Below are 25078 nucleotides of genomic sequence, written 5' to 3'. Positions count from 1 at the left end.
ACATGGACCATTGCGTTATTGACTTAGGGGGCGTGCGGATCACCCGTCTGGTGGAATCCGAGGGGCCGCTGCTGCTCCCTGCAGAGATCTTCCCCGATTCGACCCCGGAAATCATCAAGGCCAATCTCGACTGGCTGGTACCCCGTTTCTACGACGCACAGACCGATCGATTGATCATCAGCATTCAGTCGTTTCTGCTGGAGGCTGAGGGTCGGCGGATTCTGGTCGATACCTGTGTCGGTGATTGCAAGGATCGTGCACGCCCCGATTTTCACCAGCAGCGCTGGAACTGGCTGGACGGACTACGCAATGCTGGCATCTCACCTGAACAGATCGATATAGCGGTGTCCACACACCTCCATGTGGACCATGTAGGTTGGCACACCCGTCTTGAAGGCGATCGCTGGGTACCGACTTTCCCGAACGCCCGCTACCTGTTTACTTACCCCGAATGGGAATACTGGAAAAACAACGAAGGGCACCCGGCGCTCGTTCGCTCGGGTGATTACATAGGAGACTCGGTCTGGCCGCTGTTCCATGCCGGAGTAGCCGATCTCGTTCCAATGGATCACGAAATCGCCCCCGGCGTGCGCCTGGTGCCGCTGCCGGGTCATACACCGGGGCACGTTGGCATCGCAGTCGAAGGCAAGCTCAAGGATGTCTTTCTTACAGGGGATCTGTTTCACCATCCGCTGCAGTGTTGCTATCCGCACTGGAACACCCGTTTCTGCCTCGCACCGGAGCAGTCCCGATCCACTCGAGAGGCGATCATGGAACGCTGCGCGAATGAGGGAACACTGCTGATGCCTGCGCATTTTCCTGCACCTAATGTGGGCCGACTGGAGCGCGTCACCGCGGGTGACACCAAGGATCACCCCGACCACGTGTACCGCTACACGTTTGCGGAGAGAGGTTGATGCCTTCAGGGCAGAATTTCCGTTTAGACGGACGCGGCTGGCGGATATAGAATCCGTCTTTGCGGCGTTTGCTCACATGCAATGGGCTTCGAGGACCCGGGAAACGCCGAAATTCATTCCAAAAACCTCGTTAGCTGTCACCCCAAGGAACGTTGGTAGCCGCGTATCATCCAATCATGGAAAACGACCTTCAAAGCCTACGTGACGCCCTGACTAGCGGAGGACTGACCGCTGGTCTGGATCAGCTCAACCAGCGAGTTCGTCATCGGTTCACGGCGGTTTACCGCCTGGACGGCGACACGCTCCGAAACGTCGCTATCGTTGACAAACTGGGCGAAGTCGTGCCAGAGCAGCTTCTCGCTGTGCCGCTCGGCAGTAGCTTCTGTCAGTTCGTTCTGCGCGACGGCGTTTTTACCGTCGATGGTTCCTACGACCCGCGTCTCGTGGGGCATCCCTACAAAGGGGTAGTGAATGCCTATGTGGGACTGCCGTTGATGAAAACGGGGGGTGAATTGCTGGGGACCTTCTGCCACTTCGACTTCGAGCCGCTGCAGATGGCCGACAGCGAATTTCAGTTTCTAGAGAAGGTTACACGCGAGTTGCCTCAATACATTTGAGGGCGTAGCCTTTTCCCTAGCTCTCTTGAAGGCGCAATGTCAGGGGGAAAGAATCCAGGCAGGAAACTGCCGAATTAACTTTTGCGCAGCTTCTCGGGCCTCTACAACCCCCTGTTCGGCGATAGCTGACAGCGATGATGCCTTTCTGCGGACGATTCCGACAGAGCGGATGGGACCATCGATGATTCGGCACATTCGCATGCCCTTGAGTCCCAATAAGGGAAGTATTCCGAGATACGGCTGGACAATGATTCCCAAGCCTTCACGCACGAAGCCTGCAGCGGTCCCGACCTGATCCAACGCGAGTTTGGGCTCGAACACCACCCCGCGTTGAAGCATGGCCGCTTTCACGTACTCTTTGGCCGTGCTCGCGTCTGTTCCGCTAATGAGCGGCAGGTTGACGAGGTCCTCCATACGGGTCTTCGCTTTGACGTGTTTCCACGTTTCAGGAGCCAAGAGGACAAAGCGGTCCCGCAAGATTTCTTCATACTCAAGTTCAGCGTGTGAAGGCGCCGCCGAAGCCAATGCAAAGTCCACCTGGTACGTCAGCAGTCGCTGGATGGTGGAGGCATTCGTTCCATCGTAAATAGTGAACTTCGGGTTACCAAATTTCTCTTCGAGTCGCGCGCAAACTGCGGGGAGCAGGCTATTGGCGACTGAGGGCAAAGCCGCAATGGCAACTTGATGGAATTCATGCTCAGCCTGGCTATGGAGCCTTTCGATTCCGCTGTCGAACTCTCCAACCACCCGTCGGGCGATGGCCGTGAGCCTCCCACCTGCCGCAGTCAGGCGTACCGAGCGAGTTGATCTCTCGAAAAGCGTGATTCCGAGTTCATCCTCCAGATCCTTCACGGCTTTGCTCAGAGACGGCTGCGTAACGAAGAACTTCTCCGCGGTTCGACTGAAGTTCAACGACTCGGCAAGTGCGAGAAAGATGCGCAACTGGCGTGGAGTGACATTCATGCACTACCTCTATTAATGGATGAAAAAAAAGAATTTCACCAATCAATTGTGCCCGCATACATTCTCCCCATCAATCAAGACACGGGTCGTCGAGAAAGACCCCTACAACAAGGAGAGACGATTGTTCAAGCTCACGAATAAAGTAGCGCTCATCATGGGATGCGGGTCAGTAGCACCAGGCTGGGGAAACGGACGAACGATGGCGGTGCTCATGGCTCGCCAGGGGGCCTCCGTTTTTGGTACAGATCTGCGTTTGGAGAATGCAGATGACACTCGAAAAAGAATGCACGAGGAGGGCTTTCAGATTGACGTTGTTCAATGCGATTCAACCAAAGCTGATGATGTGCAGCGTGCCGTTCAAGCCTGCATGGAAGTCCATGGTCGCATCGACATCCTTGTGAACAACGTCGGCCTGTCGCAACCCGGTGGCCCGGTTGATATGCCAGAAGAGGTTTGGGATGCACAGATGCAAGTGAACCTCAAGGGAGCATTTCTCGCTTGCAAGCATGTCATTCCCATCATGCAAAAAAACCGCTCAGGCTCGATCATCAGTGTGTCTTCGGTGGCAGGCCTGCGCTATGTTGGTAAGCCTCAGGTTGCCTATGCCGCTGCCAAGGCTGCCTTGATTCAGTTCACTAAAACGAGCGCCGTCATTCATGCCGCCGATGGAATTCGCCTGAATTGCGTGGTGCCAGGTCTGATGCATACCCCCTTGCTGGAAACACTGGTTGCGAAATACGCGAAGGGCGATCCTGAAGGATTCCTAGCCCGGCGCAACAACCAAATCCCCATGAAATACATGGGCGACGCCTGGGACACGGCGCATGCTGCCCTTTTTCTGGCGTCCGACGAAAGCCGCTATGTGACGGGCACCGAAATCGTTGTCGACGGGGGACTGATCGCCAGCACGCCCTGACGTGGGCACTGCCCCGAAGTGATCGCCACCGAGTCGACAGACGAGGTGGGTGTGGAAAAAATTGAAATCGTTGGAGACAAAAATGAAACTTAACCGCCGCACTTTTGGTGCTCTTTCTATCGCTTCCTGCATAGGTGTCACGAACACGATTTACGCGCAATCGATGCCGGTCAGACTGCTGGTTCCTTTTGCTCCGGGAGGTGCCGTTGATCAGACGGCGCGCATCATTAGCAATGCTCTAGGCGAAAAGCTGGGACAACCCATTGTGGTCGAAAACAGACCCGGGGCCGGTGGGTCACTTGCTGCGGCCGAACTGGTGCGCGCAAAGCCGGATGGCACCACGTTAATGCTGGCATTGGATACCCAGGCCGGCAACCATCAGACGATCAAAGGGCTGCGATACGACACGTTCAAGTCCTTCGATTACTTGAATTTGCTTGTGACGACGCCACAGATTCTGGTGGTGCGTCACGACCTCCCTGTGAAGAATTTTGAGGGCCTCATCGCGTATCTCAAGGCTCATCCTGGAGCCACATACGGAACCTCTGGAATCGCTTCTGCAGGTCATGTCAACAGCGCGCAGATGGCATTGGCGCGCCAACTGAAAACCACGCATGTCCCCTACAAAGGGGCGGCACCCATGATCGTCGACTTGTTGGGCGGGCATATTGACTTCGCCTTTGCCGGCGTGTCAGTACTCCTGCAGCATATCCAATCAGGGAAAGTTCGGGCTATAGCCGTTGGCTCTTCCAAGCGTTCGGCTCTCCTGCCAGATATTCCCACTTTGAGCGAATTCATTCCAGGACTTGAGTACCCAACATGGGTTGGACTGGCGGCGCCAATAGGGATGCCGTCTGACGTGCGCAGCAAGATTATCAAGGCGACGCAGGAAGTCTTGCGAGATCCGGATATTGTGAAACGTTTCTCTGAGAACGCGTTTGACGTCGTCAACAGCACGCCGGAAGTTTTTACGGCGCGGCTCAAGAAGGACTCGAATATTCTGGGGGAATTGATTCGGCAGAAGGTGGTTTCAATCGACTAGACCGTGCTGTCTCGAAATTCAATTCACTCTCGCGCCTACGTGCTACCTGCCCCCTGAAAAATGATCACTACCTTAAACCCTGCAACTGGTCAGACACTAGGCGAGCACCTTGTGCAAACGCCAGAGTCGCTGGAAGCAACGCTTTCCGCCGCATTTCTAGCGCAACGGAGTTGGGCCAAAGTTCCCATTGAGCAACGTGTGCGGCTGCTGACAAAGGTGGCAGCTGCGCTTCGGAAGAACAAGGATCACTTTGCCAAACTGATTACGCAAGAGATGGGCAAACCCATCGTCGAGGCTGAAGCTGAAATCGAGAAGTCCGCCTGGACCTGCGATTTCTACGCCGGAGCTGCCGAAGGCTATTTGGCCGACATGCCCGTCAAAAGCAATGCAAGCGACAGCAGGGTGGTTTTCTCTCCGCTGGGTGTCGTTCTCGCCATCATGCCCTGGAACTACCCCTTCTGGCAGTTCATTCGCTTTGCCGCGCCGGCACTTGCGGCTGGAAATGCCACCTTGCTGAAGCACGCGAATAACGTGCCTCAGTGCGCCCTGGCGTTGGAGGCTGTTTTCCGCGAGGCCGGCGCCGCTGCCGGCTTGGTGAGCACGCTTCTCATAGACGCCTCAACAGTCAGCTCTGTCTTGTCCGATAACCGCGTAGCAGCGGTCACTTTGACCGGTTCGACGGCTGTGGGCAAGTTAGTAGCTTCGCAAGCAGCAAGCCTCATGAAGAAGCAGGTGTTGGAACTAGGCGGGTCCGATCCATTCATTGTGCTGTCAGACGCCGACATAGACGCGGCGGCAGAGGCCGCCGTGAAGGCTCGCTTTTCCAATACAGGCCAAAGCTGTATATCGTCGAAGCGCTTTATCGTGCAAGAAGACGTGGCAGATCGCTTTGTAGAACTTTTCTGCGAAGGCGTTCGCAAGCTCAAAGTGGGAGATCCTCTGCACAGGGAGACAACGGTCGGTCCCATGGCTCGAGCAAACTTGAGAGAGGAATTGCATGGCCAGGTGCTGCGCACTCTTGACGCTGGCGCGGTCCTGGCCCAGGGAGGTCATTTCATCGACGGGCCTGGCTTCTTCTATGAACCGACCGTGCTGGACCATGTCTCGGACTCCATGGTCGCCGCTACCGAAGAAACTTTCGGACCTGTCGCCGCAGTCATGCGAGTTCGTACAGCGGAAGAAGCAGTTTCTCTGGCCAACAACACAGAGTTTGGGTTGGGGGCTTCCATCTGGACTTCAAACCTTGAATATGGTGTGAACCTCGCTAAGCAAATAGAAGCCGGAGCAGTGTTTGTCAACGGCCTCGTGGCCTCGGATCCGCGGCTTCCTTTTGGGGGCGTGAAGCAATCCGGCTACGGACGGGAACTGGGGGAGTTTGGGATACGAGAGTTCACCAATATCAAAACACTTTGGATAGGCCCTGCTCAGCAGTGACTATTTCAAAAACGACCTTCAATAGGAGCACCCACCCATGATTACTACTAGTTCAAATTCTGTTCTTCTGCAACCTGACACCATCAAATCTCACGACCGTGGAGGTGGCGCAAGAACGACCCCCTTGGTTGGAAAAGCCATCGGTGCTACGGCGTTCATCACCGGGTACACAGAGTTCAACGGAGGCGCGGAGATCCCTTTTCACCACCACAATACAGAAGAAAGTGTGGTTCTCATCGCAGGTGATGCCATCTTTGACATTGACGGCCAGTCAATTCCTGTCAAGCAAGGTGATGTGACCTTCATTCCGCCGAATGTCCCTCACAGATTTCGGAATGCGTCATCGACAAACCCAATGAAGATCCTGTGGATTTATGGGTCGATGAATGCGAGTCGTACGCTTGTAGAAACTGGGGAAACACGCCCCATTTCGCTAGAGCACGGTGCTTGACGGTGCAGCGCGCCACCGGCCAGTCATAGCCGCACGATTGGTATATGAGAAATCATCCCGAACGTGCGCTTGGTGCCGCTGCCGGGTCATACCTCAAGCGGCTATGCCAACCAGGTGTATCGCTACTCTTTCGAAAAGAAGTAATTCCGTATGGCGGGGATCTCCCGCAGGAGTGGTGATGGGGCGTCGAAAGCCTATGAAGCACTATTTGCGCGCAGCGGCGCGAATCATGTCCGCACCTTTTTCTCCAATCATGATCGTTGGTGCATTGGTATTGGACGAGGTGATCCGCGGCATCACGGAGGCATCGACTACCCTGAGGCCGTCGATGCCCCTGACGCGCAACTCATGATCGACCACAGCCATGGAGTCGATTCCCATCGCACATGTGCCGACTGGGTGATACACCGATTGAGCCGCGTCCCGGATGAAGCCTTCCCATTCGGAGTCTGATTGAACCGCATTCCCAGGCGCATGCTCAGCTGTGATGAACTGGGAGAGTGGTTCGGTCTCGAACGTCTTGCGAATCCATCGCAGACCTTCACGCATGACGTGCAGGTCTTCGGTATTGTTCAGGTAGTTAGCCTGGATCAGCGGATAGTCACGCGGATTCGAACTAGCGAGGCGAATTTGACCACGAGCCTTGGGCCTGAGCAGGCTGCATGAAGCGTTAATCCCTGGAAACTTGTCCAATGCGATGGTTCCCTTCTTGCTGATGTTTAGGCTCATGGGCCTGAAGCTGATTTCAACGTTCGGTCTGTTGGCGTCCGGTGTGACGCGCGGGAAAGCTGTAGCCTGTACGACGCCAATGTTCAGGTATCCGGAGCGATTGACGAAATAACGCATCGCGTGAAGGTAGAGGTTGGGTCCCGACAACTGATGATTGAGAGAGATTTCCTTCTCGCACTTGGCCACGTAGTACACATACAGGTGGTCCTGCAGGTTCTGGCCCACACCGGGAAGATTGAGTACGACGTCAATACCCATCTCCTGCAGATGGCCTGCGGGACCGACGCCGGACAGCATGAGCAACTGGGGCGAGTTAATGACCCCACCAGCGAGCACGACTTCCAATCGAGCCTTCGCGATCTTCTGAATACCTCCTTGCGTGTAGCGAATACCAGTTGCGCGCCTACCCTCAAAAAGGATTCTCTCTGCCAAAGCATTCACCTCGATCCGGAGGTTGCGGCGACCCCGCACGGGATGCAGGAAAGCTACCGAAGTGGAGCTCCGCCTGCCGTCTTTGACAGTTACTTGGGCGCGGCCGACTCCCTCTTGTACGCCATCGTTGAAATCTTTGCGCAGCGGCAGCCCCGCGTTCTGTGCCGCTTCGATGAACAATCGCCCGGCCTTGTCATCAATGGATAGGTCCGTCACTGACAAGCCGCCCCCCACGCCATGGAGTGCGCTTTCCCCGCGTTCCTGATCCTCACTGCGTTTGAAGTGAGGAATGACGTCTTTCCATCCCCAGCCGGGATTTCCCAAACGTTCCCACTGATCGTAGTCTTCGGGATGACCCCGCAAGTACACCATGCCATTGATAGAGCTGGAACCTCCCAGAGTCCTTCCTCGTGGCCAGTAGATCTTTCGATCTTTTAGGTGCGGTTCGGGCTCCGTGAAGTAACCCCAGTTCACGGCGCTCGGTCCAAAGACCTTTGTAGTGCCGGCGGGGATCTTCATCCACATGCTGCTGTCTTCTGGTCCTGCTTCTAGCAAGAGAACCGATTTGGATGCATCCGCAGAGAGTCGGTTTGCGAGGACGCACCCAGCCGAGCCGGCTCCTACGACGATGTAGTCGTATTCTTCTGTTGGGGTCATGAATTTTCTCGTCTGAAGGTCTGAAGAACTGTTCTGCAAGTGAAGTCCGGCACTTCAGATGCGCATAACGAACGGGTTAGCCGTTGGTGCGTCGTAGTTCAGCCAGACGCTTTTTGTGTGCAAATAGCCTTCGATCGCTTCGATTCCGTTTTCTCGTCCTAACCCGCTTCTCTTGACTCCACCAAACGGCATGTGGACTCCAAGTGCACGGTAGGTGTTGACCCAGACGGTGCCAGCTTCGAGCGCGTTCACGACACGAAATGCTCGGCCCATGTTTTGCGTCCAGACACCAGCCGCCAGGCCGTAGACTGTGTCGTTGGCGATCGACAGCGCTTCTGCCTCGTCGCGGAACTTAATAATGGACAGCACCGGGCCGAAGACCTCCTCTCGGGCGATTCGCATGTCGTTGTTAATGCCCGTGAAGATGGTGGGTTCGATGAATAACCCGCCTAGTTCCTTCGATGCGCGCCCTCCCAGAACGCAGTTAGCGCCTTCGTCTTTCGCAATCTGGATGTATTCCAGTATCTTTTGATACTGTGGTTTGGTGGCGATCGGTCCGATCTGAGTTTCAGCAAGATTGGGGTCTCCCATCCTTGCAACCTTCGCAACGGCAATCAATCGCGCCACCAGTTCGTCATGAATGTTAGCCTGGACCAGCAAGCGAGAGCCGGCAATGCAGGTCTGTCCGGCGGCTCCAAAAATACCGGCTACAGCGCCATTAACCGCATCCTCCAGTGAGGCATCGTCGAAGACGATGTTTGGCGACTTGCCACCCAGCTCCATGGTCACGCCTTTGAAGTCCCGTGCAGCGAGCTCATTGACGCGCTGGCCAGAGGATTCACCGCCGGTGAACGCAATCTTCGCCACCAGGGGATGGCTGACCAGCGCTTCTCCGATCTCTGCACCCAGTCCTGTGACGATGTTGACCACGCCGGGCGGAAAGCCCGCCAGTTCCAGCAGTCGTCCGAACTCTAAAGAGGAAGCAGAGGCGTGTTCAGACGGCTTAACGACTAATGTGCACCCGGCGGCCAGGGCTGGAAATGCTTTGGAAGCCAGCAGCGCGAGCGGAGAGTTCCAAGGAACGATACAGACAACTACGCCTACTGGCTCACGCCTCGTGTAGGTGAGCATCCCTGCGCGGTCGGGTGGAGGAACTGAGCCTTCGATCTTGTCCGCGAGGCCAGCGAAGAAGTAGGCCATTTGAGCGACCGCATTGACTTGCGCCCGCATCTCAGCGTACAGCTTACCGTTGTCTTGAACCTCCGTGCGAGCCAGCGTCTCAGCGTTCGAGGTGATCAAGTCTCCAAGTTTGCGCAGGTGCATGGACCGTGCGCCGGCGGTCAGACGGCCCCATGGGCCTCGCTTCAAAGCCTGATGTGCCGCACGCACTGCTGCGTCGGCGTCCTCGATCTGTGCACGCGGAATTTTGGCCCACACTTGACCGGTGTATGGGTTGATGGATTCGAGCGTCGCCGTCGAACAGGAGTCGACCCACTGGCCGTCGATGAGCATTTGATAGTTCTGCATGATTTCTTCCTTCACTGATCAGGTCATTCACCACTGCTTATGACGGGGCCGAATAGATCCCACTTATCCCCTTTCAGACGCATCATTTGTAGCTGTCGAATCGGGAAAAAATTCGTTGGCGAGCTGTTGGCCTGAATGCCAGGCAGCATCAGCTTGGGCTTGAAATCCTTGAGGCTGGCTGCGGATTTCATGACGTTCTCTCGGGTCAGGTCGTTGCCACTTTGTTGCAGCACCTGAACTAGAGCTTGAGCGGCGACGTAGCCAAACACGTTCATCCAGTCGGCCTTGTTGGCATCCGGTAGGTACTTGTCCATAAAGGCATTCCACTCCTTCATCTCGGGGTGATCGCGCCAACGATCGTCCGTTGCATCCATCAGATAGGCCGAACTGATGATCCCTTGCCCATTTTCCAGTCCTGCAGGTCTCATCACTGCGCCCATAGATATGGAGATGCTGGTGAGAAAGTGGGTAGGCTTCCACCCAAGCTCCGAGACTTTCTTGATACTCTGGGCCGCAAACTTCGGTGTTGTGATGTTGATGAGGACGTTGGCGTTGGACGCCTTCATCTTCAGAATCTGCGAATCGACTGTGGCGTCTGTAGGTTCGTAAGTCGTTTCCGACACGATGAGACTGCGGCCTTTTTCGCCCAGCGCAGCCTTCACGCCTTCTACGTAGTCCCTCCCGAAATCATCGTTCTGAGAGAGGATTGCAATGCGGGCTTGCGGCAGATTGGCAAGAATGTACTTCCCGTAGATCGCGCCCTCGCTGTGATAGACAGGCTGCCATCCAATCGTCCATGGGTACTTGACTGGATCGATCAAGCGTGTCGATCCGGCGCCCACGAGGAGCTGAGGCACTTTTTTACCGTTCAGGTACTTTTGGACCGACAGGTTGGCCGCCGTTCCCACTGCGTTGAACACAGCGAGAACCTGATCTTGCTCCACCAACCGGCGGGTTTGTTCAACGGTTTTTGGTGGACTCAATGCGTCGTCGTATGAAATGAAATTGATTTTTCTCCCATTCACGCCACCCTTTTCGTTGATCATTTTGAAATAGGCGGCCTCCGCTTTTGCGATGGCGCCGTAAGCGGATCCGGGACCGCTGTAGGGACTGGTCGTCCCAATTTTTATTTCGGTGTCCGTGACCCCGGGCCCATACTTTTTCTGCGCGAAGCCCGGTGTGGACAGCATTGCGGCAAAGCTTGCTGCAACCAAAAACATAGACCGTCTTTCCATCTTTCTATCTCCAGTTCTACTTATGAAAAATCGTGTGTGTGAATCAAGTTCGGTTTCGGCTGAGTTGCTTTCGAACCTTGTCCAAGACTCCTTTGAATCCGGATGTAGAGTTGGGTCGCAGGACAATGAGTGCAATTAGCAAGGCGCCGTACACCGCCCCAGATAGACCCTTCGAGATACCTTCTGAAAAATTGGGTACGAACAGGATGAAGGCCGCACCGAGAAATGCCCCTGGAAGTGAACCGACGCCCCCAACGACCAAGCCCACAAGAAGTGCCACCGACAGAAAGAACGTGAAGCTGTCGGGGGAGACGTACTGAACAACGATGGCGCTGAGAGCGCCGGCGGTTCCGGTGAAGGCGGCACTGATTGAGAACGCCAAAGTCTTGTAGAGCGCCACATTGACCCCCATTGATTTGGCGGCTATGACGTTGTCCTTGATGGCCAAGAAGGCGCGGCCTGTTCTGCTTCTCACTAGATTGCTTGCAAGCCAGTACACAAGGCAGGTCACAGCAAGCGCCAGGTAGTACAACCATTGGTCATCGCTCAGCGGCAGCCCAAATGGAGCTGCCGGTTTCATCAGGGAGATTCCCTGTACCCCACCCGTCCAGCTGCTCAATATGGAGAGCTTCAGGATTTGAGGCAAAGCAATGGCGAGAGTGAACGTGGCCAGTGCAAGATAGATCCCATCCAGCCGTAGCGAAGGGAGTCCGAATGCGAAACCTACCGCGAAGGTTATCGCGGCCGCGGCCAAAAGGGCCCACCCGTACGGCAGAGCATAGTGATCAATGAGGATGGCGACGACATAGGCGCCCACTGCGTAGAAGGCCCCGTGACCGAGCGAAAGCTGGCCGTTCAGGCCTACGAGGACGTTCAACCCGATGATGGCGATCGCATAGATCAGCAGTAACGTAAGTTGAAAAACTAGAAAGTCCTTGGCAAGTACTGGGAGCAAGACAGCAGCCGTCAGGATGATTCCCGCGATGAGCCATTTGAGGTATGCGCGGTTGGGAGCAGTGTTTGGAGTCATACGCGTTGCGAGATTCTTTTTCCCAGGAGCCCTTGCGGACGAACGAGCAGTACCATCACAATCGTTGCCAGGGCGATGGTGGATTTCAATTCACCGCCGATGACCGGGACGAAGGCGCTGACGAGGTTCTCCAGAATGCCAATCAACAGTCCCCCGATCAGTGCCCCAGGGAGGCTGTTGAGTCCGCCCAGAATCGCACCGGCGAATCCGTAGATCACGATGCCAGCCATCATGTTGGGCTCCAGAAAAACAACCGGTGCGACCAACATGCCTGCAACCGCCCCGACGCTTGCAGCGAGACCCCAGCCAAGAGCCTCAAGCGCCTTCACCCGAATCCCGAGGAGGCTGGCGGAACTGCTGTTATTTACTGCGGCACGCATGGCGAGTCCCGTGCGTGTGAACCGAAAAAACAGAAAGAACAGCAACAACACCAGGACAACCACCATAACGACGCCTGCCTGATGAGAACTGATCAAGGAACTTCCAAGAAACGGGGTTACCCCAAAGGGCGAGGGAAATGGCTTTACTGTGAAATCCCATATGAATCCAGCCACACTATTGAAAATCAACAGTAGTCCAATGAAAACAATGATCTGATTGAGCTCGGCCGCTTGCTGTAATCTCTGCATTAGCAAGCGCTGGATGAGCACGCCACCGAAGAAGGAAATAATTACCGTTAATGCAAATGCCGCCCAATACGGAACGCCAAACTGAATTAATTGCCATGCGACGAATGTTGACATCATTGCCATTTCGCCTTGAGCGAAATTGATGTGTCCAATCGAGCGATAAATCATTACGATCGCGAGCGCAACACAAGAATAGATTGAGCCGGTTGCCACTCCAGCTACAATTTGTTGAATAATCAATTCCATAGTCAGCCTCCCAAATATGCCCGCTGAATCTGTTCATTTTCTCGGACCATTAGGCTGGATCCAGAGAAAACGATCCGACCCGTTTCTATGAGGTATGCGTGATCAGCAATATCTAAAGCTAGGTTTGCATTTTGCTCGACCACCAGGATGCTCAATTTCTCCCGTTGATTCAATAAACGAAAAATCTCGAAAATCTCCGCAACGATTTGTGGTGCGAGACCAAAGGAGGGTTCATCAAGAAGCAATAGCTTAGGCTTTGCCATCAGAACCCGACCAACCGCCAACATCTGTTGCTCGCCTCCTGATAGAGTGCCTGCCTGTTGTCTGTGTCGTTTCTTAAGAATCGGAAAATAGCCATAAATCCTATCGACGTCAGCGGAAATATCAGCGTTGCTCTTTCGAAATATTGCTCCAACTTTTAGATTTTCCTCTACGCTTAATAGGGTAAAGGTGCCACGTCCGTCTGGCACGTGACCAATACCGAGTCTTGCGATTTTTTCAGTTCTTGTTTGGGATATGTCTTTGTCGTTGAAATTAATGGAGCCTTGACGGGTCAGCATTCCGCAGATGGCGCGAAGAGTGCTTGTTTTGCCGGCGCCGTTGGCTCCGAGCAGTGAAACGATAGTGCCTTGACTAACCGTTAGATCAATTCCATGCAGTACCTTGGTAGCGCCATACGCGGCGCTCAGATTGACTAGGTCCAGCAAACGGCTCATTTCCGCTCTCCTAAGTATGCCGAAATCACCTGTGGGTCGCTTTGGATTTCTCGGGGAGTGCCGGCAGCAATGCGCCGACCAAAGTTGAAAGCTACGATCCGGTCAGAGATTCCCATGACTAGCCCCATATGGTGTTCAACCAGGAGAATCGTCAAGTCAAAATCTTTGCGGGCGCGGCAAATGGTTTCTCCCAATTCCTTGACCTCTTCGTGATTCAGGCCGCAAGCAGGTTCATCCAAAAGGAGAAGTCTCGGACTCAAAGCGAGAGCTCGCGCCAGTTCTACTCGCTTTTTGGTCCCAAAGGGAAGGTCTGACACATTTTTGTATGCAACTTTATTCAGATCCAGATATGAGATTAAATGATCTGCTATCTGCGTAGCTTCTTTATTTACTCGTCGACTGCCCGGGAGGGAGAATATATCGGAAGTCAAGTCGCTTGACGTTCTAGGGTGGCTTCCAATTCGAATGTTCTCGAGTACTGTAGCGGTATTGAAAAGTGCGAGATTTTGAAAAGTCCGTCCGATTCCTAGCGATGCAATTTTATGCGCTGGGAGTGACATAATAGATTTTCCATCGAATTCAATCGTTCCAGAAGACGGCTGATATATCCGACTTAAACAATTGAATAGGGTGGTCTTCCCAGCGCCATTGGGTCCTATTAATCCCACGATTTTTCCTTGAGGCACGTTAAACGCCACGCCGTCAAGTGCGACGATTCCACCGAATCGAACGGTAATATCAGAAACCCGTAATAGGTCGATTTCAGGTCCTTTGGTTGTCATGGTGAATTTTGTATTACCGTTGGCAGTTATTTTGAATTTTCGGGTGGGTGCATGAACCTCTGGATCGCGTGCTTGCCGACATCAGAAAATCTATTTTTAAATCTATCCTTGGTCTGAATTTCGGCTCAACTTTAGAGCTGCTTGAAGTACTAGGCAATGCAATAATTTGAATGCTAAGTTTTAATTTTTCTAAAATGGGGGAAATCAACGAGAGATATCAAAAATGTCAACAGAGCTATCCCTCAACACTGCGGTCGGTTAGGTGAGCGACATTCCATCTGCCAAGTCACCTAACTCTGCTCGGAGAGTGGCCAATCGGGCTTATGGGATGAGGGGGCGACGTTTGCGCTTGGTAGTCAGGCGTTTGAGCTCAAATTGGTGGAGACGGCGTTGGCACAGCACGGCTTTAGCTCCTGCCGAAATTTCAGACAGACCCGAGCTACCGCAATTCCGAACTGGAAAGAACTTGTCTCGACACTGAATCCCCAGGGAGATTTCCCGAGTCAGCGCGGGGCGGGGTCAAGCCTTTTGCCGATAGCTTTTTGGCTAGGCGGTGGATTAAAGGGGGGAAATATCCAGCCCTGTGGGCATAAAGCGACCCCTCCCTCGACATTCCCGCAAGCTTCAGGACACCCCGCCGCCCCGTGCGCTTATGGATGGCAGCTGCCGTTCGGTTTGGCCGGGAGCGAGCGTTCAGCGTCCTTCAAAACGCGGTTTGCGTTTCTCGGCAAACGCGCGGCGCCCTTCGATCCGGTCCTCGGAGTTGCGCAGGATGCCGAAGGTCTGTTGTTCGAGTTCGAGCCCTGCGGTAAGTGGCAACTCTCCACCCACCTGTGCCAGCTTCTTCACTGCTACGACAGCGAGCGGTGCGTTCTCGGCAATCTTGCTCGCCATCGATCGCGCCACTTTCAGCAGGTCTTGAGGGTCAACGATTTTGCTTACCAAGCCGACGCGAAGCGCCTCTGATGCATCCATGCGCTCGCCGGTCAGCAGCATCCACATGGCGTCGGACTGACCGATCGCGCGGACGATACGTTGCGTACCGCCACCACCGGGAATGCTGCCAATGCACACTTCCGGCAAACCGAAGACTGCGTTGCGCGAGGCGATCCGAATGTCACAGAGCATGGCCAGTTCGAGTCCGCCCCCGAGCGCAAAGCCATTGACAGCAGCGATCATTGGTTTTTGTGTCTGGAGTGTCGAGACGACTGGGGCGCCCGTCTGAGAGCCAAAGTGCAGTTCAGCGAAACTCTCTGCCGGGGGCATGGTTTTCTTGAGATCGGCGCCTGTGCAGAACGCTCGCTCTCCCGCCCCCGTGAGGATGCCCACCCTCACGTCCTTGCGTTCCGAGATTTCACGCCACGCATCGTGCAATTGCTGAGCAGACTCCGGATCGATGGAGTTCATGGCTTCAGGGCGGTTCAGCGTGACGGTTGCGATGAAATCACTTATTTCGATGTTGACCGGCATGTCATTTCTCCTCTCGGGCCGCAGACTGTGATTCGTCACGAATGTGATCCCATGAAATTCCGGCTTCCTGCAGTACCTCCTGGGTGTGCTCTCCCACCAAGGGTGCTGGTCTACGCGCAGGGGTCTTTTCTCCCACGGCCCTCAAGGGCGTTCGAGCAAACATCAGGTCTCCCGCCTCCGGATGTCGTACCGTCTCTCGGAGATTTGCGCTGATGAAGGCCGGCGAAGTGACGACTTCTGAATAGTCGTTGATCGGAGCGCAAATGATGTCTGCGGCCTCGAAGAGGGCCAGCCACTCGTTTCGTGGACGGCGGGTCATGCGCTCTTCCAGCAACGCGACCAACTCCTGGCGATGCGCGATTCGTCCGGAAAGATCCTTGAATCGGGGGTCGCCAAGAAGCTCGGTGCGCTCAAGCACATTGCAGAGCGCTTCCCATCGTGACGGGTGATAGGCAGCGAGCATGACCCAGCCGTCCTCACAACGTACCGCTTCATTTGGCGCGGCGTAGGGTGCGGCGCTTCCTATGCGTTCTGGCGCAACGCCATCGGCAAAATAGCTGGCAAATGCCATCTGCTGCATAGCTACGGCGGAGGCGAACATGCCGACGTCGATCCATTGTCCAGTACCATCGAGATTGCGTCGCGCCAGTGCGCCAAGCACGCCAATGCTGGCGATGTAGCCGGTCACCATGTCCACGATAGGAACCTGGACCTTGCAAGGCGCCGAGCCTGGCAGGCCAGTCACACTCATCAGTCCGGAGACGGCCTGCAACACGCCGTCAACGCCAGGCTTGTGCTTCCACGCACCCTCTTGACCGTAAGCAGAGATAGAACAATAGATGACTCCGGCGTTGCGTTGACGAACGTCTTCGTAGCCAAGCCCGAGCCGTTGCATCACACCCGGGCGAAAACTTTCAACCACAATGTCCGCATCAGCGGCAAGCTGAAGGGCTGCTGCGCGGTGCTGCGGGTCCTTCAGGTCAAGGGCGATGCTGCGCTTGTTTCCGTTGAGTGCCATAAAGCCCAAGCTCTGCCCTTCCACGAAGGGAGCCAGCGCGCGGCACAGCTCCCCTTGGGGCGCTTCGATCTTGACGACATCGGCACCGAGGTCAGCCAGCGTCTGAGTGCAAAGTGGTCCAGCCGCGACCTGCGTGAAGTCGACGACGCGCATTCCCGAAAGAGAGTTGCCAAGCATGTTGTTGCTTCCTTCAACCGCCGCGCAGATTGTTCTCGCGGATCACTTTGGTCCACTTTGCGGTGTCTTCCGTTAAAGCCCGCTGCGCTTCTGCTGGCGACAAAAGCAGAGGCTCGAACCCGCTCTTGAGAAAAGATTCTGTCAGCGCTGGCGTTCGCAGCGCCTTGTCAATCGCAACGCGCAGCTGATCAATGATCGGTTGTGGCGTTCCCGTCGGCACGGTGACATGCCACCAATAGCCGGCGCTGAAGCCAGGTACGCCGCTCTCGCTGAGGGTTGGGATCTCCGGCGCAAGCGCAGAGCGCTGGGCACTGGCGACACCGAGTATTTTCAGTTTGCCCTGCCGAGCGAAAGTCAGCGCAGATGGCAAGCCGAGTATGGCCAGCGGTACATGGCCACCGACCAGATCGGTCAGTGCTTGGGATGTGCCTTTGTAGGGGACATGCACCAGTGAGAGTCCGGTCTTCTCTGCCAGGTAGATGCCCGCCAGATGATGTGGTGACGCTGTCCCAGGCGATGCATAGTTCATCGGCGCGGCGCCCTTGGTTTGGGCGGCGGCAAGCAACTCGCGCATCGTCTTGGCCGGCAGGCTCGGACCGGCGGCCAACACGATCGGAACTGTCGCAAGTGTCGCGACAAAAGATAGGTCTGTGCTTGGATTGAATGGGAGCTTTTCGTAGAGCAATGGTAGTGTGGGGTCGCTGCTTCCACCCACTCCGACGGTGTAGCCATCGGGGCGCGAACGCGCCAGCTCGGCAAGGCCAATGGTCGTACCTGCCCCTGCCTTGTTATCGATCACGAAGGGCTGTCCCATCAAAGAGGCGACTCGCTCGAACACCGCACGCGCGACGGTGTCGGTTCCGCCGCCTGGAGGATATGGAACGATGACCCGCACTGGCCGCGCAGGGTAGCTATCAGCGAGAGCCGGAGTGAGTGGCGCCAACATGGCTGCCGCAGCCGCGATCGAGAATTCTCTTCTTTTCATTATTTGTCTCCTGAATAGTTGGGATCAGACAGAGGCACTGCTCAAGCTGCGTCCACCGCACACGTACATGACCTGCCCGGTCACATAGCTGGAGGCAGGTGACGCGAAGAAGCGCACGGCATTGGCGATGTCTTCAGCCTGCCCGATGCGCTGCATAGGTACGCTTTGTTTGAGACCTTGCTTCGTGGATTCAGTCAGCGTTTCAAACAGGGGCGTTTCAACGATCCCCGGGGCGATGGCATTGGCAGTGATGCCATTGCGCGCGAACTCCAGTGCCAGACTCCGGGTCAGGCTGACCACGCCTCCCTTGGATGCAGAGTAGCTGGCCTGCCCGCGATTACCGAGCCAGGCGCGCGAAGAGATGTTGATGATTCGGCCGAACTTCTGTTCCAGCATCGCTGGCACCACCGCCTTGCAGCAGATGAACTGGGACGTGAGGTTTGTTTCTATGACCCGCTGCCAGAAATCCAGCTCCATCTTCACGACAAGCTTGTCTCCGCCAATACCGGCATTGTTGACCAGCACGTCGATTCGGCCATTGCGCGCAAGAGTATCCGCAGTCGCCGCTTGCACGTCTTCCATCGAGATGACGCTAACTTGACGAGTCGAAACGTCAGCACCGCTTCCGCGAAGCTCTGACTCGGCAGCCTGCAACGCTTGCTTATCAACATCCCACAAAACGATTCGACAACCTGCTGCCGCCAGCCCGTGCGCAATGCCCAGGCCAATCCCTTTGGCACCTCCAGTCACTATCGCTGTAAGGCCCGCCAGCTCTGTAGGCGTGGAGTATTCGGTCATAGTCAGGTTCTCCTTCAAGCTGCGAGGATATGAATGGAGCACGCTGCGTGGTCCACACCCCAGATTCCGCCACCTGTGACCTGGCTCAAGCCGACACGGGCTCCGGAAACCTGACGCTTGCCAGCACGTTGTTGCAGCTGTTCGCACAGCTCAACAATCTGAGCGACGCCGGTGGCGCCAGGGGGGTGGCCTTTGGCGATAAGACCGCCGCTGGCGTTGACGGGAATGCGTCCGCCCAGGGTTGTCGCGCCGCTGGCCAACAACTTGGCCGCTTCGCCGCGCCCACAGAGGCCCAGCGCTTCGTAATACAGCAACTCCGAAATCGTGAAGGCGTCGTGCAGCTCGATAAGATCCAGATCGTTCGCGCCGAGCCCCGCCTGTTCATAGGCCAGACGTGCCGCACGCCCAGTAATTTCGGCTTCGGTCATGTCAACCTGGTGCACTTCGAAAAGCCCAGACTGGACCACCGAGGCCAATACGCGGACCGGCTTGGCAACACCCTGACTGGCGCGTGTGGTGAGAACAAGTGCTGCGGCGCCGTCCACCACCCCTGGGCAACATTGCAACAAGGTCAAAGGGTCGGCCACCATTCGGGACGCCAGGACTTCTTCACGGGTGACTTCTCGGCAGAACTTTGCGATCGGATTGAGCATGCCATGTCGCCTGTTCTTTACGGACACATCGGCCAGTACGTCGGCAGAGATGCCATGCTCATGCATGTAGCGTTTCGCGCGCATCGCATACAGAGCAGGCATGATCATCCCGCGGCGGTTGTTCCAATCTTTTTCGTTCAAGGGCAGGGCGCCACCGCCGAGGCCGCTCAGGTGGTCCATGCCGAAGACCAGCACAGTGTCGTACTGGCCGGCCCGAAGGGCCTGTAGCGCCAGATGAAAGGCCGTCGCGCCGCTTGAGCAGGCGTTATCGATGTTGTAGACCGCCTCGCCTCCCGTTCCTAATTCGCGCAGGGCGCGTTGACCGGGCAGATGACCGCCCAGTGCATTGCCGCAGTAGAACGCCTGTACGTCGCGGAGGGTAACGTCTGCATCCTTGAGGGCAGCGAGGATGGCCGATTGGGCAAGCGCCTCTTCGGTGAGATCGGGAAAGCGCCCGAAATCGGAAATTCCTATGCCTGCGATCAGCGCTTCTTTCATTTTGAAACTCCTTGCACAGGTTCAAAGGCATAGTCAGCAGTGCCGTCCGCCAAGGTGAAGGCAACCGCTCTAACGACGTCGCCAATCACTGGCGTCACATCGTCAGGCCAAACCAGTCGACCGAAAACTCTCAACCCGTTCTCGAAATCCACCATACCAAGCGAGTACGAAGGCGCCTTGCCTGGATGCACGGTGGTGAAGGTGTAGAGCCTGCCGCTCGCACCCATCGGGCTGGGCTCAGCAGCTTGTCCGCCGTGAAGAAACTCAGGCGGAGGAAACCGCATTTCGCCCGAAACGGAGTCTCGTGCGCCCATAAGCATGAAGCCGGTTGCATCGGCCTGAAAGTGCGTACCAGGGTACTTGTTGATATCCATAGATTGCCTCAATGTGTTAGATTGGCTGGAGTCCAGTGTATGGAGAGACTCTCTATGAAAACAAGGCAGTTTTTTGTCCAAGATGTTTTAGTGGATCTAAATCAATGAACCACAGGCGTCTCCCCTTGCTTGGATTGCGGGCGTTCGAAGCCACAGCACGCCATCTCAGTGTTTCCAACGCTGCCGCAGAACTGTGTGTCACACCAGGAGCAGTCAGCCAGCAGGTGAAATTGCTTGAGGACCTGGTCGGCGTGCCACTACTGAGGAGGAAGGGGCGCTCCGTTGAACTGACAGATGCCGGGCAGGTACTATGCCCCGCGCTGACGCAAGCCTTTCAAACCATTGAACTGACACTGAATGTCATTGCACGCGGCCCTCGTCACGACACGTTGAAGCTCTGTCTGCTTCCAACCCTCGCTGAAAAATGGTTGATGCCGCGTCTGTCCCGTTTTCATGGCTCGCACTCGCACCTGGACATTCAGCTCATGACCAGCTTTCGCGAGATACGTTTTGAGGCGGAGGACGTGGATATGGCGTCCTTTATGGGTAAGGATTTGCCCGATGGCCTCGAGGGTTTGAGGCTGTTCGATGACGCCTTTCAGCCCGTGTGCAGCCCCGCATTTTTGCGCGAAACCTGTCAGCTGACTGTACCGGCTGACTTGGCCGGGGCGACGCTGCTTCACTCTGTGAGACGCATGGATGACTGGCAGCGTTGGCTGAGCCTGGCTGGTGAGCCACAATTGCGACCACAACGCAGCTTGTCGTTCGAGAACTCCTCGCTGGCCATCCAGGCGGCCATTGATGGGCTTGGCGTTGCGATGGTTCAGTGTGAATACGTCAAGGAGCCGTTGAAGATCGGTTCATTGGTAGCACCTTTCGATCTGATCGCGCACGGTGAGAATGGCTACCATTTGGTTTGGTCAAGCTCGCGCAGCCGTACACCTGCCTTCCAGTCCTTTTTACAGTGGGTGAGACAAGAAGTGAGTCGGCTACCGAATTGACGCTCAGTGCGGCGCGATGGTGCGGACAATGCCCGCCAGAATCGCTTCGCGGTGTTGATCGAGCAAGCGATCATGGTTGGCGTTGTAGTTTCGGAGCGCCAGTTCGAGGATCCTTGTGGCGTCGCCTACAGGAATGCCGCAATCGTGCAGATCTGTTCTCCAGCCGAGTGCCTGGAAATCGCGTTCCACCTCGAGGGCAACCATTTCGGAAAGGTTTGGTTCTGTGCCTGACAGATTAATGCCCAGAGCCTCGCCCAGCGCAACGGTTACTTCGGGAACGGACGCGCCGAGTCCTCGAATCATGGCGGGCGCAAAAGCCGCATAACCACGGGACTGGGTCACACCGTCATAATGGTTGAAAACAGCGACTGCGCACGCGTAGGCTGCACGCGCCAACAACTGGCACGACCAAGGCCGACCGCCATCCTCCTCGTCCCGGTTCTGCAGCAGGCCGGCGGCACATAGATCAATCAGGTCTGCAGCGTCGGTGTGCGTGCTCAACCTTGGATAGGCCGCGCGGGCAAGTTGCCAAGCCTGAAAGCGGCTTCCCTTCACAAGCGGGTTCACAGCCTTCATCGCGCCCATGCACATTAAAGACCACCAATAGATCTCGAAGCTCGTAGAACGTGCCAGTGACAGTGGTGCCGTCTCGAGTGCTTCGCAATCCCAGAAGACAGCCTGAGGGCGAGTCTTTGGATCGAAGAATTCCAGGTGATGAGCAGATCCGGTGTAACGCACCGCTGAGCCACCGCGATTCTGCGCGGACGTGGGCGAAGTCAATACGTTGAAGATCGGTATCTTCGGTGTAAGCAGGCGTTGGCTTTCGGGCGGCTTGCCATCGCGATGCACGGTCGCCATCTCGGTAAGCGTCCGATTCTCGCCAAGCAGCATCGCCACCACCCTCACTCCCTTGATCACGCTGCCCGCTCCTACCGCAATAAGCGCGTCTGCACGGGTATCGCGAGCCATTGCTGCTGCGGCTTCAATACATTGTGCGGGGGCGCCTTCAGAGATTCCAGCAAAGATACCTACGATATTGCCGCTGGCCAACGATTCGATTCGTTGCGTCAGATTGGTTCGCTCATGCACACTGCGCCCACAAACGATCAACGCGCGAGAAATTCTGCGGCTTTGTAGTTCATTGGGCAATGCTGCCAACGCGTCAGAGCCTGAGTAAATTTTCAGAGGATAAGTGCGTGCTCGGAAATTGTGGATGGGAGACTGTTCTTGGTACATTTTTGAACCTAGGGCCTGTTAAGTGAGACACGCCCAAAGAATAAGGAAGGGCCGTTCGCTTCACAATGCAGATTCCATCGATGTTCTGTTGAGAAAATCTATAGGGATCGATGCCCCGCTTTTGTCGAGACACCAATACGCCTTTGCATGGAGACGCACGCGGTCATTGCGGTCCGATCACAGACCTCCGATGTCATCCGGCAAGCAGCTATTCCCAGGCATAGCGCTTGAGGCACTGGTCTGAGCTTTGGGTCCCACTCTTGCGCTGTGAACTTTGGAGATGGGGCCTAGAGCCGTTGTCACATATTCAAAGCGTACGCAGCCACTCCAAATACGTGTGACCACGCCGCTCAGCAAATAGATCCAACAGCAAGACCAAGCCCGCCTGCACAGCCAAACCGGCTCCTGCGCCCTGCATGGTTCCACCTCGCGATGCGAACATCGCCACGAGCAAGCCAATGATCAGGAATCCGATCTCAATCCAGCGATTGGTCGCGAAGCTTTTCATCACAGCCTGCATGCGCGGGATTTCTTCGCTAGCGATGCGAGCTGGTTCCTGCTCGACGATATGCTGCACGCGCTGGCTGTCTTTCGCGCTGCGCAATCCCACGGAGACGCCGACGGAAATCTGAATCAGCGCGACCACCACGAGCGGCCAAGCCGCACCGCGCCAGAACGCCCCTTGGCGCCACCCCCAGATCGCAATAACAATGGCTGCCGCGCCGATGAATGCAAACAACAGGCCTTCGGCTCGTTCAGCGTTGAAATATGTCTCGATCATGTTGGGATTTTCCTGTGGTGTCACTGAGTCCTTTGGCCATTCGATCTAAAGATCTACCCATCTTCGCTAGCAGTGCACGTGCCGCCCAGAGAAAGACGATGCATCCAGGATCGTTCAACGTCCCACCGGTTTTGGCGGAAGGTAGTCCCATTGCGGCTTCACACTGTCATTGGTGAAGCAATCGCCCGTAGGCGCATAGCGAAGGACCTTGGAGCCCTGGATGTAGAACAGGTTGTTGCAGACAATGCGGTTTTCAGAACATGTGGTAAAGGCGCTGTGGCCCACATACTTGTTGTCGTTACGACGGGCGTCGAAACGAGTGAAACATTGTTCAACTTCTTTGCCGTTGACGTAGTTGCGAGTTTCGATGCCGCTTTCGGTTCTTGTGCGGTACATGGGCATTGTGAGAAACAGCGGGTGTGTATCCAATGCTTCAACGGGCGCCCCCACCCAAGCATCTAAATCCTGCTGACGCACGCTAGCGCATCCAACGAGAGTGCCAATTAAGAGGGCTGCGAAAGTGATGGATCTGAAGATGGACATTGTTTGGTTTAGACCTTGATGCGTGAACGATGAGGCGAATGCCTTTGAGGTATCCGACTTCTGAATCTTATGCTCCCAATGCGCCTTTGAACCTGTTAGGGTCTGATGTCGCAATGCCCTTGACTATGGGCACATGTCTGGGCTTGAACAATGCATAAATTTGGCACTTACTCTATAGTTTTTCTCCACTGAGGCGTTCCTCTCAAGAGCGGGCCAAAGTGCCAAGGAGGAACTCAGACGACTGAGGCTGGGCTTTACTCGCCTATACGAAGCGCTGCAATCAGCGCCCGCAGGCCGCTCGAGACGTGTCGATGTCCGGGATAGTACAGATGCAAGCCAGGATACGCTGGGCACCAGTCCGTCAGCACGCGTTCCAGCCGTCCATCGCTTAGCGCAGCCTCGGCAAGGTGCTCCGGAACGAAGGCAATGCCCACGCCTTCAATCGCTGCATCGACCATGAGCGGCTGATCGCTGAGTGTCATTCGGCCATTCACGTTGATAGATTCCGCAGTGCCGCGACGCTCGAACTCCCAGCGATAGATGGTGCCGCTGTCGAATCGGAAACGGATACAGTCGTGCGCATGGAGATCCTGCGGAACGACGGGCCGGCCATGCGCATTGAAGTAGGCCGGTGTCGCCACGGCTGCAAACCGAACGTCGCCCGTCAAGCGGATAGCGACCATGTCCTGAGGGACTGCCTCGCCGAGGCGTATACCCGCGTCGAAACCGCCGGCCACAATGTCGCTGAGCTTTCCGTCAGACACAATGTCCAGATGCACCAAGGGGTGTTCACGCAGAAAACGCATCAGCGCAGGCCATATAACCCAACGGATCGCGCCCTCACTTGCGTTGATCCGAACCGTGCCGCTCGGCGTTTCTCTGAATTCGTCTACCTCGCGCATTGCCTCAGAGATGGAGGTCATGGCGGGACGCAGCTTGATGGCAAGACGCTCGCCGGCATCCGTCAGTGACACGCTGCGCGTGGTTCGATTGAACAATCTGACTGCCAGGCGTTGCTCCAGGACCTTGATCGAATGGCTGACCGCGGACGGTGTGACGTCTAGCTCGATGGCCGCCGCCCGAAAGCTGCGATGCGCTGCAACGGACAGAAAGACGCTCAGCGCTAGGAAGTCACCGGCTTTGGATTGATGAGCGTCTTTCATTTTTATATAAAAAATTGATGGGATTGTTTTGATATTAGGCGATATATAGACTCGCCAG

At 55.8% G+C, this 25078-nt stretch carries 25 protein-coding genes; 7 read left to right on the top strand and 18 right to left on the bottom strand.

Annotation, left to right across the window (positions count from 1 at the left end):
* Nucleotides 1-2 precede the first annotated feature (2 nt).
* Nucleotides 3-917: an MBL fold metallo-hydrolase gene (locus ABIE13_RS05360; protein ID WP_354441822.1), complete on the top strand. Its 915-nt coding sequence runs from the start codon at nucleotides 3-5 to the stop codon at nucleotides 915-917.
* 176 nt (nucleotides 918-1093) lie between these two features.
* Nucleotides 1094-1534 (top strand): GAF domain-containing protein, encoded by a 441-nt coding sequence (locus ABIE13_RS05355; protein WP_354441820.1) that lies wholly within the window; start codon nucleotides 1094-1096, stop codon nucleotides 1532-1534.
* A gap of 39 nt (nucleotides 1535-1573) precedes the next feature.
* Here the strand turns inward: ABIE13_RS05355 and ABIE13_RS05350 are convergent, their stop codons facing one another.
* Nucleotides 1574-2497 carry a LysR family transcriptional regulator gene (locus ABIE13_RS05350; RefSeq protein WP_354441818.1) on the bottom strand — a complete coding sequence of 308 codons (924 nt, stop codon included), beginning with the start codon at nucleotides 2495-2497 and terminating at the stop codon, nucleotides 1574-1576.
* Between the two features lie 121 nt (nucleotides 2498-2618).
* Between ABIE13_RS05350 and ABIE13_RS05345 the strand changes: the two genes are divergently transcribed.
* The 4 genes from ABIE13_RS05345 to ABIE13_RS05330 are packed head-to-tail and all read left to right on the top strand — an operon-like array spanning nucleotide 2619 to nucleotide 6340.
* Nucleotides 2619-3413, top strand: coding sequence for an SDR family NAD(P)-dependent oxidoreductase (locus tag ABIE13_RS05345; protein ID WP_354441816.1), 795 nt, complete (start codon nucleotides 2619-2621; stop codon nucleotides 3411-3413).
* A 49-nt stretch (nucleotides 3414-3462) separates the two neighbouring features.
* On the top strand, nucleotides 3463-4455 hold the full coding sequence (locus tag ABIE13_RS05340; protein WP_354441814.1) for a Bug family tripartite tricarboxylate transporter substrate binding protein: 993 nt from the start codon (nucleotides 3463-3465) through the stop codon (nucleotides 4453-4455).
* Nucleotides 4456-4515: 60 nt separating this feature from the next.
* The gene (locus ABIE13_RS05335) at nucleotides 4516-5889 is read left to right on the top strand and encodes an NAD-dependent succinate-semialdehyde dehydrogenase (RefSeq protein ID WP_354441813.1); all 1374 of its coding nucleotides are present in this window, start codon (nucleotides 4516-4518) and stop codon (nucleotides 5887-5889) included.
* A gap of 37 nt (nucleotides 5890-5926) precedes the next feature.
* Complete coding sequence (locus ABIE13_RS05330) at nucleotides 5927-6340, top strand: cupin domain-containing protein (protein WP_354441812.1); 414 nt, start codon at nucleotides 5927-5929, stop codon at nucleotides 6338-6340.
* Nucleotides 6341-6544: 204 nt separating this feature from the next.
* Here ABIE13_RS05330 and ABIE13_RS05325 read toward each other — a convergent pair whose 3' ends face one another.
* From ABIE13_RS05325 to ABIE13_RS05265, 13 genes are all read right to left on the bottom strand, one after another.
* On the bottom strand, nucleotides 6545-8158 hold the full coding sequence (locus ABIE13_RS05325; protein ID WP_354441811.1) for a GMC family oxidoreductase: 1614 nt from the start codon (nucleotides 8156-8158) through the stop codon (nucleotides 6545-6547).
* Between the two features lie 54 nt (nucleotides 8159-8212).
* Nucleotides 8213-9685 (bottom strand): aldehyde dehydrogenase, encoded by a 1473-nt coding sequence (locus ABIE13_RS05320; RefSeq protein WP_354441809.1) that lies wholly within the window; start codon nucleotides 9683-9685, stop codon nucleotides 8213-8215.
* Nucleotides 9686-9708: 23 nt separating this feature from the next.
* Nucleotides 9709-10920, bottom strand: coding sequence for an ABC transporter substrate-binding protein (locus ABIE13_RS05315; protein ID WP_354441808.1), 1212 nt, complete (start codon nucleotides 10918-10920; stop codon nucleotides 9709-9711).
* Nucleotides 10921-10963: 43 nt separating this feature from the next.
* Nucleotides 10964-11950, bottom strand: coding sequence for a branched-chain amino acid ABC transporter permease (locus ABIE13_RS05310; protein WP_354441807.1), 987 nt, complete (start codon nucleotides 11948-11950; stop codon nucleotides 10964-10966).
* Entirely contained in the window at nucleotides 11947-12825 is an 879-nt protein-coding gene (locus ABIE13_RS05305; RefSeq protein WP_354441805.1) for a branched-chain amino acid ABC transporter permease, read from the bottom strand. Before ABIE13_RS05305 ends, ABIE13_RS05310 begins: the two co-directional genes overlap by 4 nt.
* 2 nt (nucleotides 12826-12827) lie before the next feature.
* Nucleotides 12828-13541 (bottom strand): ABC transporter ATP-binding protein, encoded by a 714-nt coding sequence (locus ABIE13_RS05300; protein WP_354441804.1) that lies wholly within the window; start codon nucleotides 13539-13541, stop codon nucleotides 12828-12830.
* Entirely contained in the window at nucleotides 13538-14323 is a 786-nt protein-coding gene (locus ABIE13_RS05295) for an ABC transporter ATP-binding protein (RefSeq protein ID WP_354441802.1), read from the bottom strand. The genes ABIE13_RS05300 and ABIE13_RS05295 overlap by 4 nt, the downstream gene beginning before the upstream one ends.
* A gap of 693 nt (nucleotides 14324-15016) precedes the next feature.
* Entirely contained in the window at nucleotides 15017-15793 is a 777-nt protein-coding gene (locus ABIE13_RS05290) for an enoyl-CoA hydratase/isomerase family protein (RefSeq protein ID WP_354441801.1), read from the bottom strand.
* 1 nt (nucleotide 15794) lies between these two features.
* Nucleotides 15795-16988 (bottom strand): CaiB/BaiF CoA transferase family protein, encoded by a 1194-nt coding sequence (locus ABIE13_RS05285; protein ID WP_354441799.1) that lies wholly within the window; start codon nucleotides 16986-16988, stop codon nucleotides 15795-15797.
* 13 nt (nucleotides 16989-17001) lie between these two features.
* Nucleotides 17002-17973, bottom strand: a complete 972-nt coding sequence (locus tag ABIE13_RS05280) for a Bug family tripartite tricarboxylate transporter substrate binding protein (protein WP_354441797.1) — start codon at nucleotides 17971-17973, stop codon at nucleotides 17002-17004.
* A gap of 24 nt (nucleotides 17974-17997) precedes the next feature.
* Nucleotides 17998-18771 carry an SDR family NAD(P)-dependent oxidoreductase gene (locus ABIE13_RS05275; RefSeq protein ID WP_354441796.1) on the bottom strand — a complete coding sequence of 258 codons (774 nt, stop codon included), beginning with the start codon at nucleotides 18769-18771 and terminating at the stop codon, nucleotides 17998-18000.
* Between the two features lie 14 nt (nucleotides 18772-18785).
* Entirely contained in the window at nucleotides 18786-19922 is a 1137-nt protein-coding gene (locus ABIE13_RS05270; RefSeq protein WP_354441794.1) for a thiolase family protein, read from the bottom strand.
* Complete coding sequence (locus tag ABIE13_RS05265) at nucleotides 19919-20296, bottom strand: Zn-ribbon domain-containing OB-fold protein (protein ID WP_354441793.1); 378 nt, start codon at nucleotides 20294-20296, stop codon at nucleotides 19919-19921. Before ABIE13_RS05265 ends, ABIE13_RS05270 begins: the two co-directional genes overlap by 4 nt.
* A 104-nt stretch (nucleotides 20297-20400) precedes the next feature.
* On the opposite strand from ABIE13_RS05265, the gene ABIE13_RS05260 reads away from it, so the two are divergent.
* Nucleotides 20401-21297: a LysR substrate-binding domain-containing protein gene (locus ABIE13_RS05260; RefSeq protein ID WP_354441792.1), complete on the top strand. Its 897-nt coding sequence runs from the start codon at nucleotides 20401-20403 to the stop codon at nucleotides 21295-21297.
* A 3-nt stretch (nucleotides 21298-21300) separates the two neighbouring features.
* Here ABIE13_RS05260 and ABIE13_RS05255 read toward each other — a convergent pair whose 3' ends face one another.
* The 4 genes from ABIE13_RS05255 to ABIE13_RS05240 all read right to left on the bottom strand — a co-directional run bounded on the left by ABIE13_RS05255 (nucleotide 21301) and on the right by ABIE13_RS05240 (nucleotide 25020).
* The gene (locus ABIE13_RS05255) at nucleotides 21301-22533 is read right to left on the bottom strand and encodes an iron-containing alcohol dehydrogenase (protein WP_354441790.1); all 1233 of its coding nucleotides are present in this window, start codon (nucleotides 22531-22533) and stop codon (nucleotides 21301-21303) included.
* A 307-nt stretch (nucleotides 22534-22840) separates the two neighbouring features.
* Nucleotides 22841-23314: a hypothetical protein gene (locus ABIE13_RS05250; protein WP_354441789.1), complete on the bottom strand. Its 474-nt coding sequence runs from the start codon at nucleotides 23312-23314 to the stop codon at nucleotides 22841-22843.
* A gap of 114 nt (nucleotides 23315-23428) precedes the next feature.
* Nucleotides 23429-23857 (bottom strand): hypothetical protein, encoded by a 429-nt coding sequence (locus ABIE13_RS05245; RefSeq protein WP_354441787.1) that lies wholly within the window; start codon nucleotides 23855-23857, stop codon nucleotides 23429-23431.
* A gap of 254 nt (nucleotides 23858-24111) precedes the next feature.
* Nucleotides 24112-25020, bottom strand: a complete 909-nt coding sequence (locus ABIE13_RS05240; protein WP_354441785.1) for a LysR family transcriptional regulator — start codon at nucleotides 25018-25020, stop codon at nucleotides 24112-24114.
* Nucleotides 25021-25078: the final 58 nt, after the last annotated feature.

The sequence above is a fragment of the Ottowia thiooxydans genome (assembly GCF_040548795.1).
Classification (GTDB): Bacteria; Pseudomonadota; Gammaproteobacteria; order Burkholderiales; family Burkholderiaceae_C; genus Ottowia; species Ottowia thiooxydans_A.
Note: the sequence above shows the minus strand (reverse complement) of the source record. Positions and strands in the feature narration are given on the sequence as shown.

Bases quoted from the DNA above. Each gene is read 5' to 3' on its own strand.
- ABIE13_RS05360 (WP_354441822.1), top strand. From the start codon at position 3: ATGGACCATTGCGTTATTGACTTAGGGGGCGTGCGGATCACCCGTCTG.
- ABIE13_RS05355 (WP_354441820.1), top strand. From the start codon at position 1,094: ATGGAAAACGACCTTCAAAGCCTACGTGACGCCCTGACTAGCGGAGGA.
- ABIE13_RS05350 (WP_354441818.1), bottom strand. From the start codon at position 2,497: ATGAATGTCACTCCACGCCAGTTGCGCATCTTTCTCGCACTTGCCGAG.
- ABIE13_RS05335 (WP_354441813.1), top strand. From the start codon at position 4,516: ATGATCACTACCTTAAACCCTGCAACTGGTCAGACACTAGGCGAGCAC.
- ABIE13_RS05330 (WP_354441812.1), top strand. From the start codon at position 5,927: ATGATTACTACTAGTTCAAATTCTGTTCTTCTGCAACCTGACACCATC.
- ABIE13_RS05325 (WP_354441811.1), bottom strand. From the start codon at position 8,158: ATGACCCCAACAGAAGAATACGACTACATCGTCGTAGGAGCCGGCTCG.
- ABIE13_RS05320 (WP_354441809.1), bottom strand. From the start codon at position 9,685: ATGCAGAACTATCAAATGCTCATCGACGGCCAGTGGGTCGACTCCTGT.
- ABIE13_RS05315 (WP_354441808.1), bottom strand. From the start codon at position 10,920: ATGGAAAGACGGTCTATGTTTTTGGTTGCAGCAAGCTTTGCCGCAATG.
- ABIE13_RS05310 (WP_354441807.1), bottom strand. From the start codon at position 11,950: ATGACTCCAAACACTGCTCCCAACCGCGCATACCTCAAATGGCTCATC.
- ABIE13_RS05305 (WP_354441805.1), bottom strand. From the start codon at position 12,825: ATGGAATTGATTATTCAACAAATTGTAGCTGGAGTGGCAACCGGCTCA.
- ABIE13_RS05300 (WP_354441804.1), bottom strand. From the start codon at position 13,541: ATGAGCCGTTTGCTGGACCTAGTCAATCTGAGCGCCGCGTATGGCGCT.
- ABIE13_RS05295 (WP_354441802.1), bottom strand. From the start codon at position 14,323: ATGACAACCAAAGGACCTGAAATCGACCTATTACGGGTTTCTGATATT.
- ABIE13_RS05290 (WP_354441801.1), bottom strand. From the start codon at position 15,793: ATGCCGGTCAACATCGAAATAAGTGATTTCATCGCAACCGTCACGCTG.
- ABIE13_RS05285 (WP_354441799.1), bottom strand. From the start codon at position 16,988: ATGCTTGGCAACTCTCTTTCGGGAATGCGCGTCGTCGACTTCACGCAG.
- ABIE13_RS05280 (WP_354441797.1), bottom strand. From the start codon at position 17,973: ATGAAAAGAAGAGAATTCTCGATCGCGGCTGCGGCAGCCATGTTGGCG.
- ABIE13_RS05275 (WP_354441796.1), bottom strand. From the start codon at position 18,771: ATGACCGAATACTCCACGCCTACAGAGCTGGCGGGCCTTACAGCGATA.
- ABIE13_RS05270 (WP_354441794.1), bottom strand. From the start codon at position 19,922: ATGAAAGAAGCGCTGATCGCAGGCATAGGAATTTCCGATTTCGGGCGC.
- ABIE13_RS05265 (WP_354441793.1), bottom strand. From the start codon at position 20,296: ATGGATATCAACAAGTACCCTGGTACGCACTTTCAGGCCGATGCAACC.
- ABIE13_RS05260 (WP_354441792.1), top strand. From the start codon at position 20,401: ATGAACCACAGGCGTCTCCCCTTGCTTGGATTGCGGGCGTTCGAAGCC.
- ABIE13_RS05255 (WP_354441790.1), bottom strand. From the start codon at position 22,533: ATGTACCAAGAACAGTCTCCCATCCACAATTTCCGAGCACGCACTTAT.
- ABIE13_RS05250 (WP_354441789.1), bottom strand. From the start codon at position 23,314: ATGATCGAGACATATTTCAACGCTGAACGAGCCGAAGGCCTGTTGTTT.
- ABIE13_RS05245 (WP_354441787.1), bottom strand. From the start codon at position 23,857: ATGTCCATCTTCAGATCCATCACTTTCGCAGCCCTCTTAATTGGCACT.
- ABIE13_RS05240 (WP_354441785.1), bottom strand. From the start codon at position 25,020: ATGAAAGACGCTCATCAATCCAAAGCCGGTGACTTCCTAGCGCTGAGC.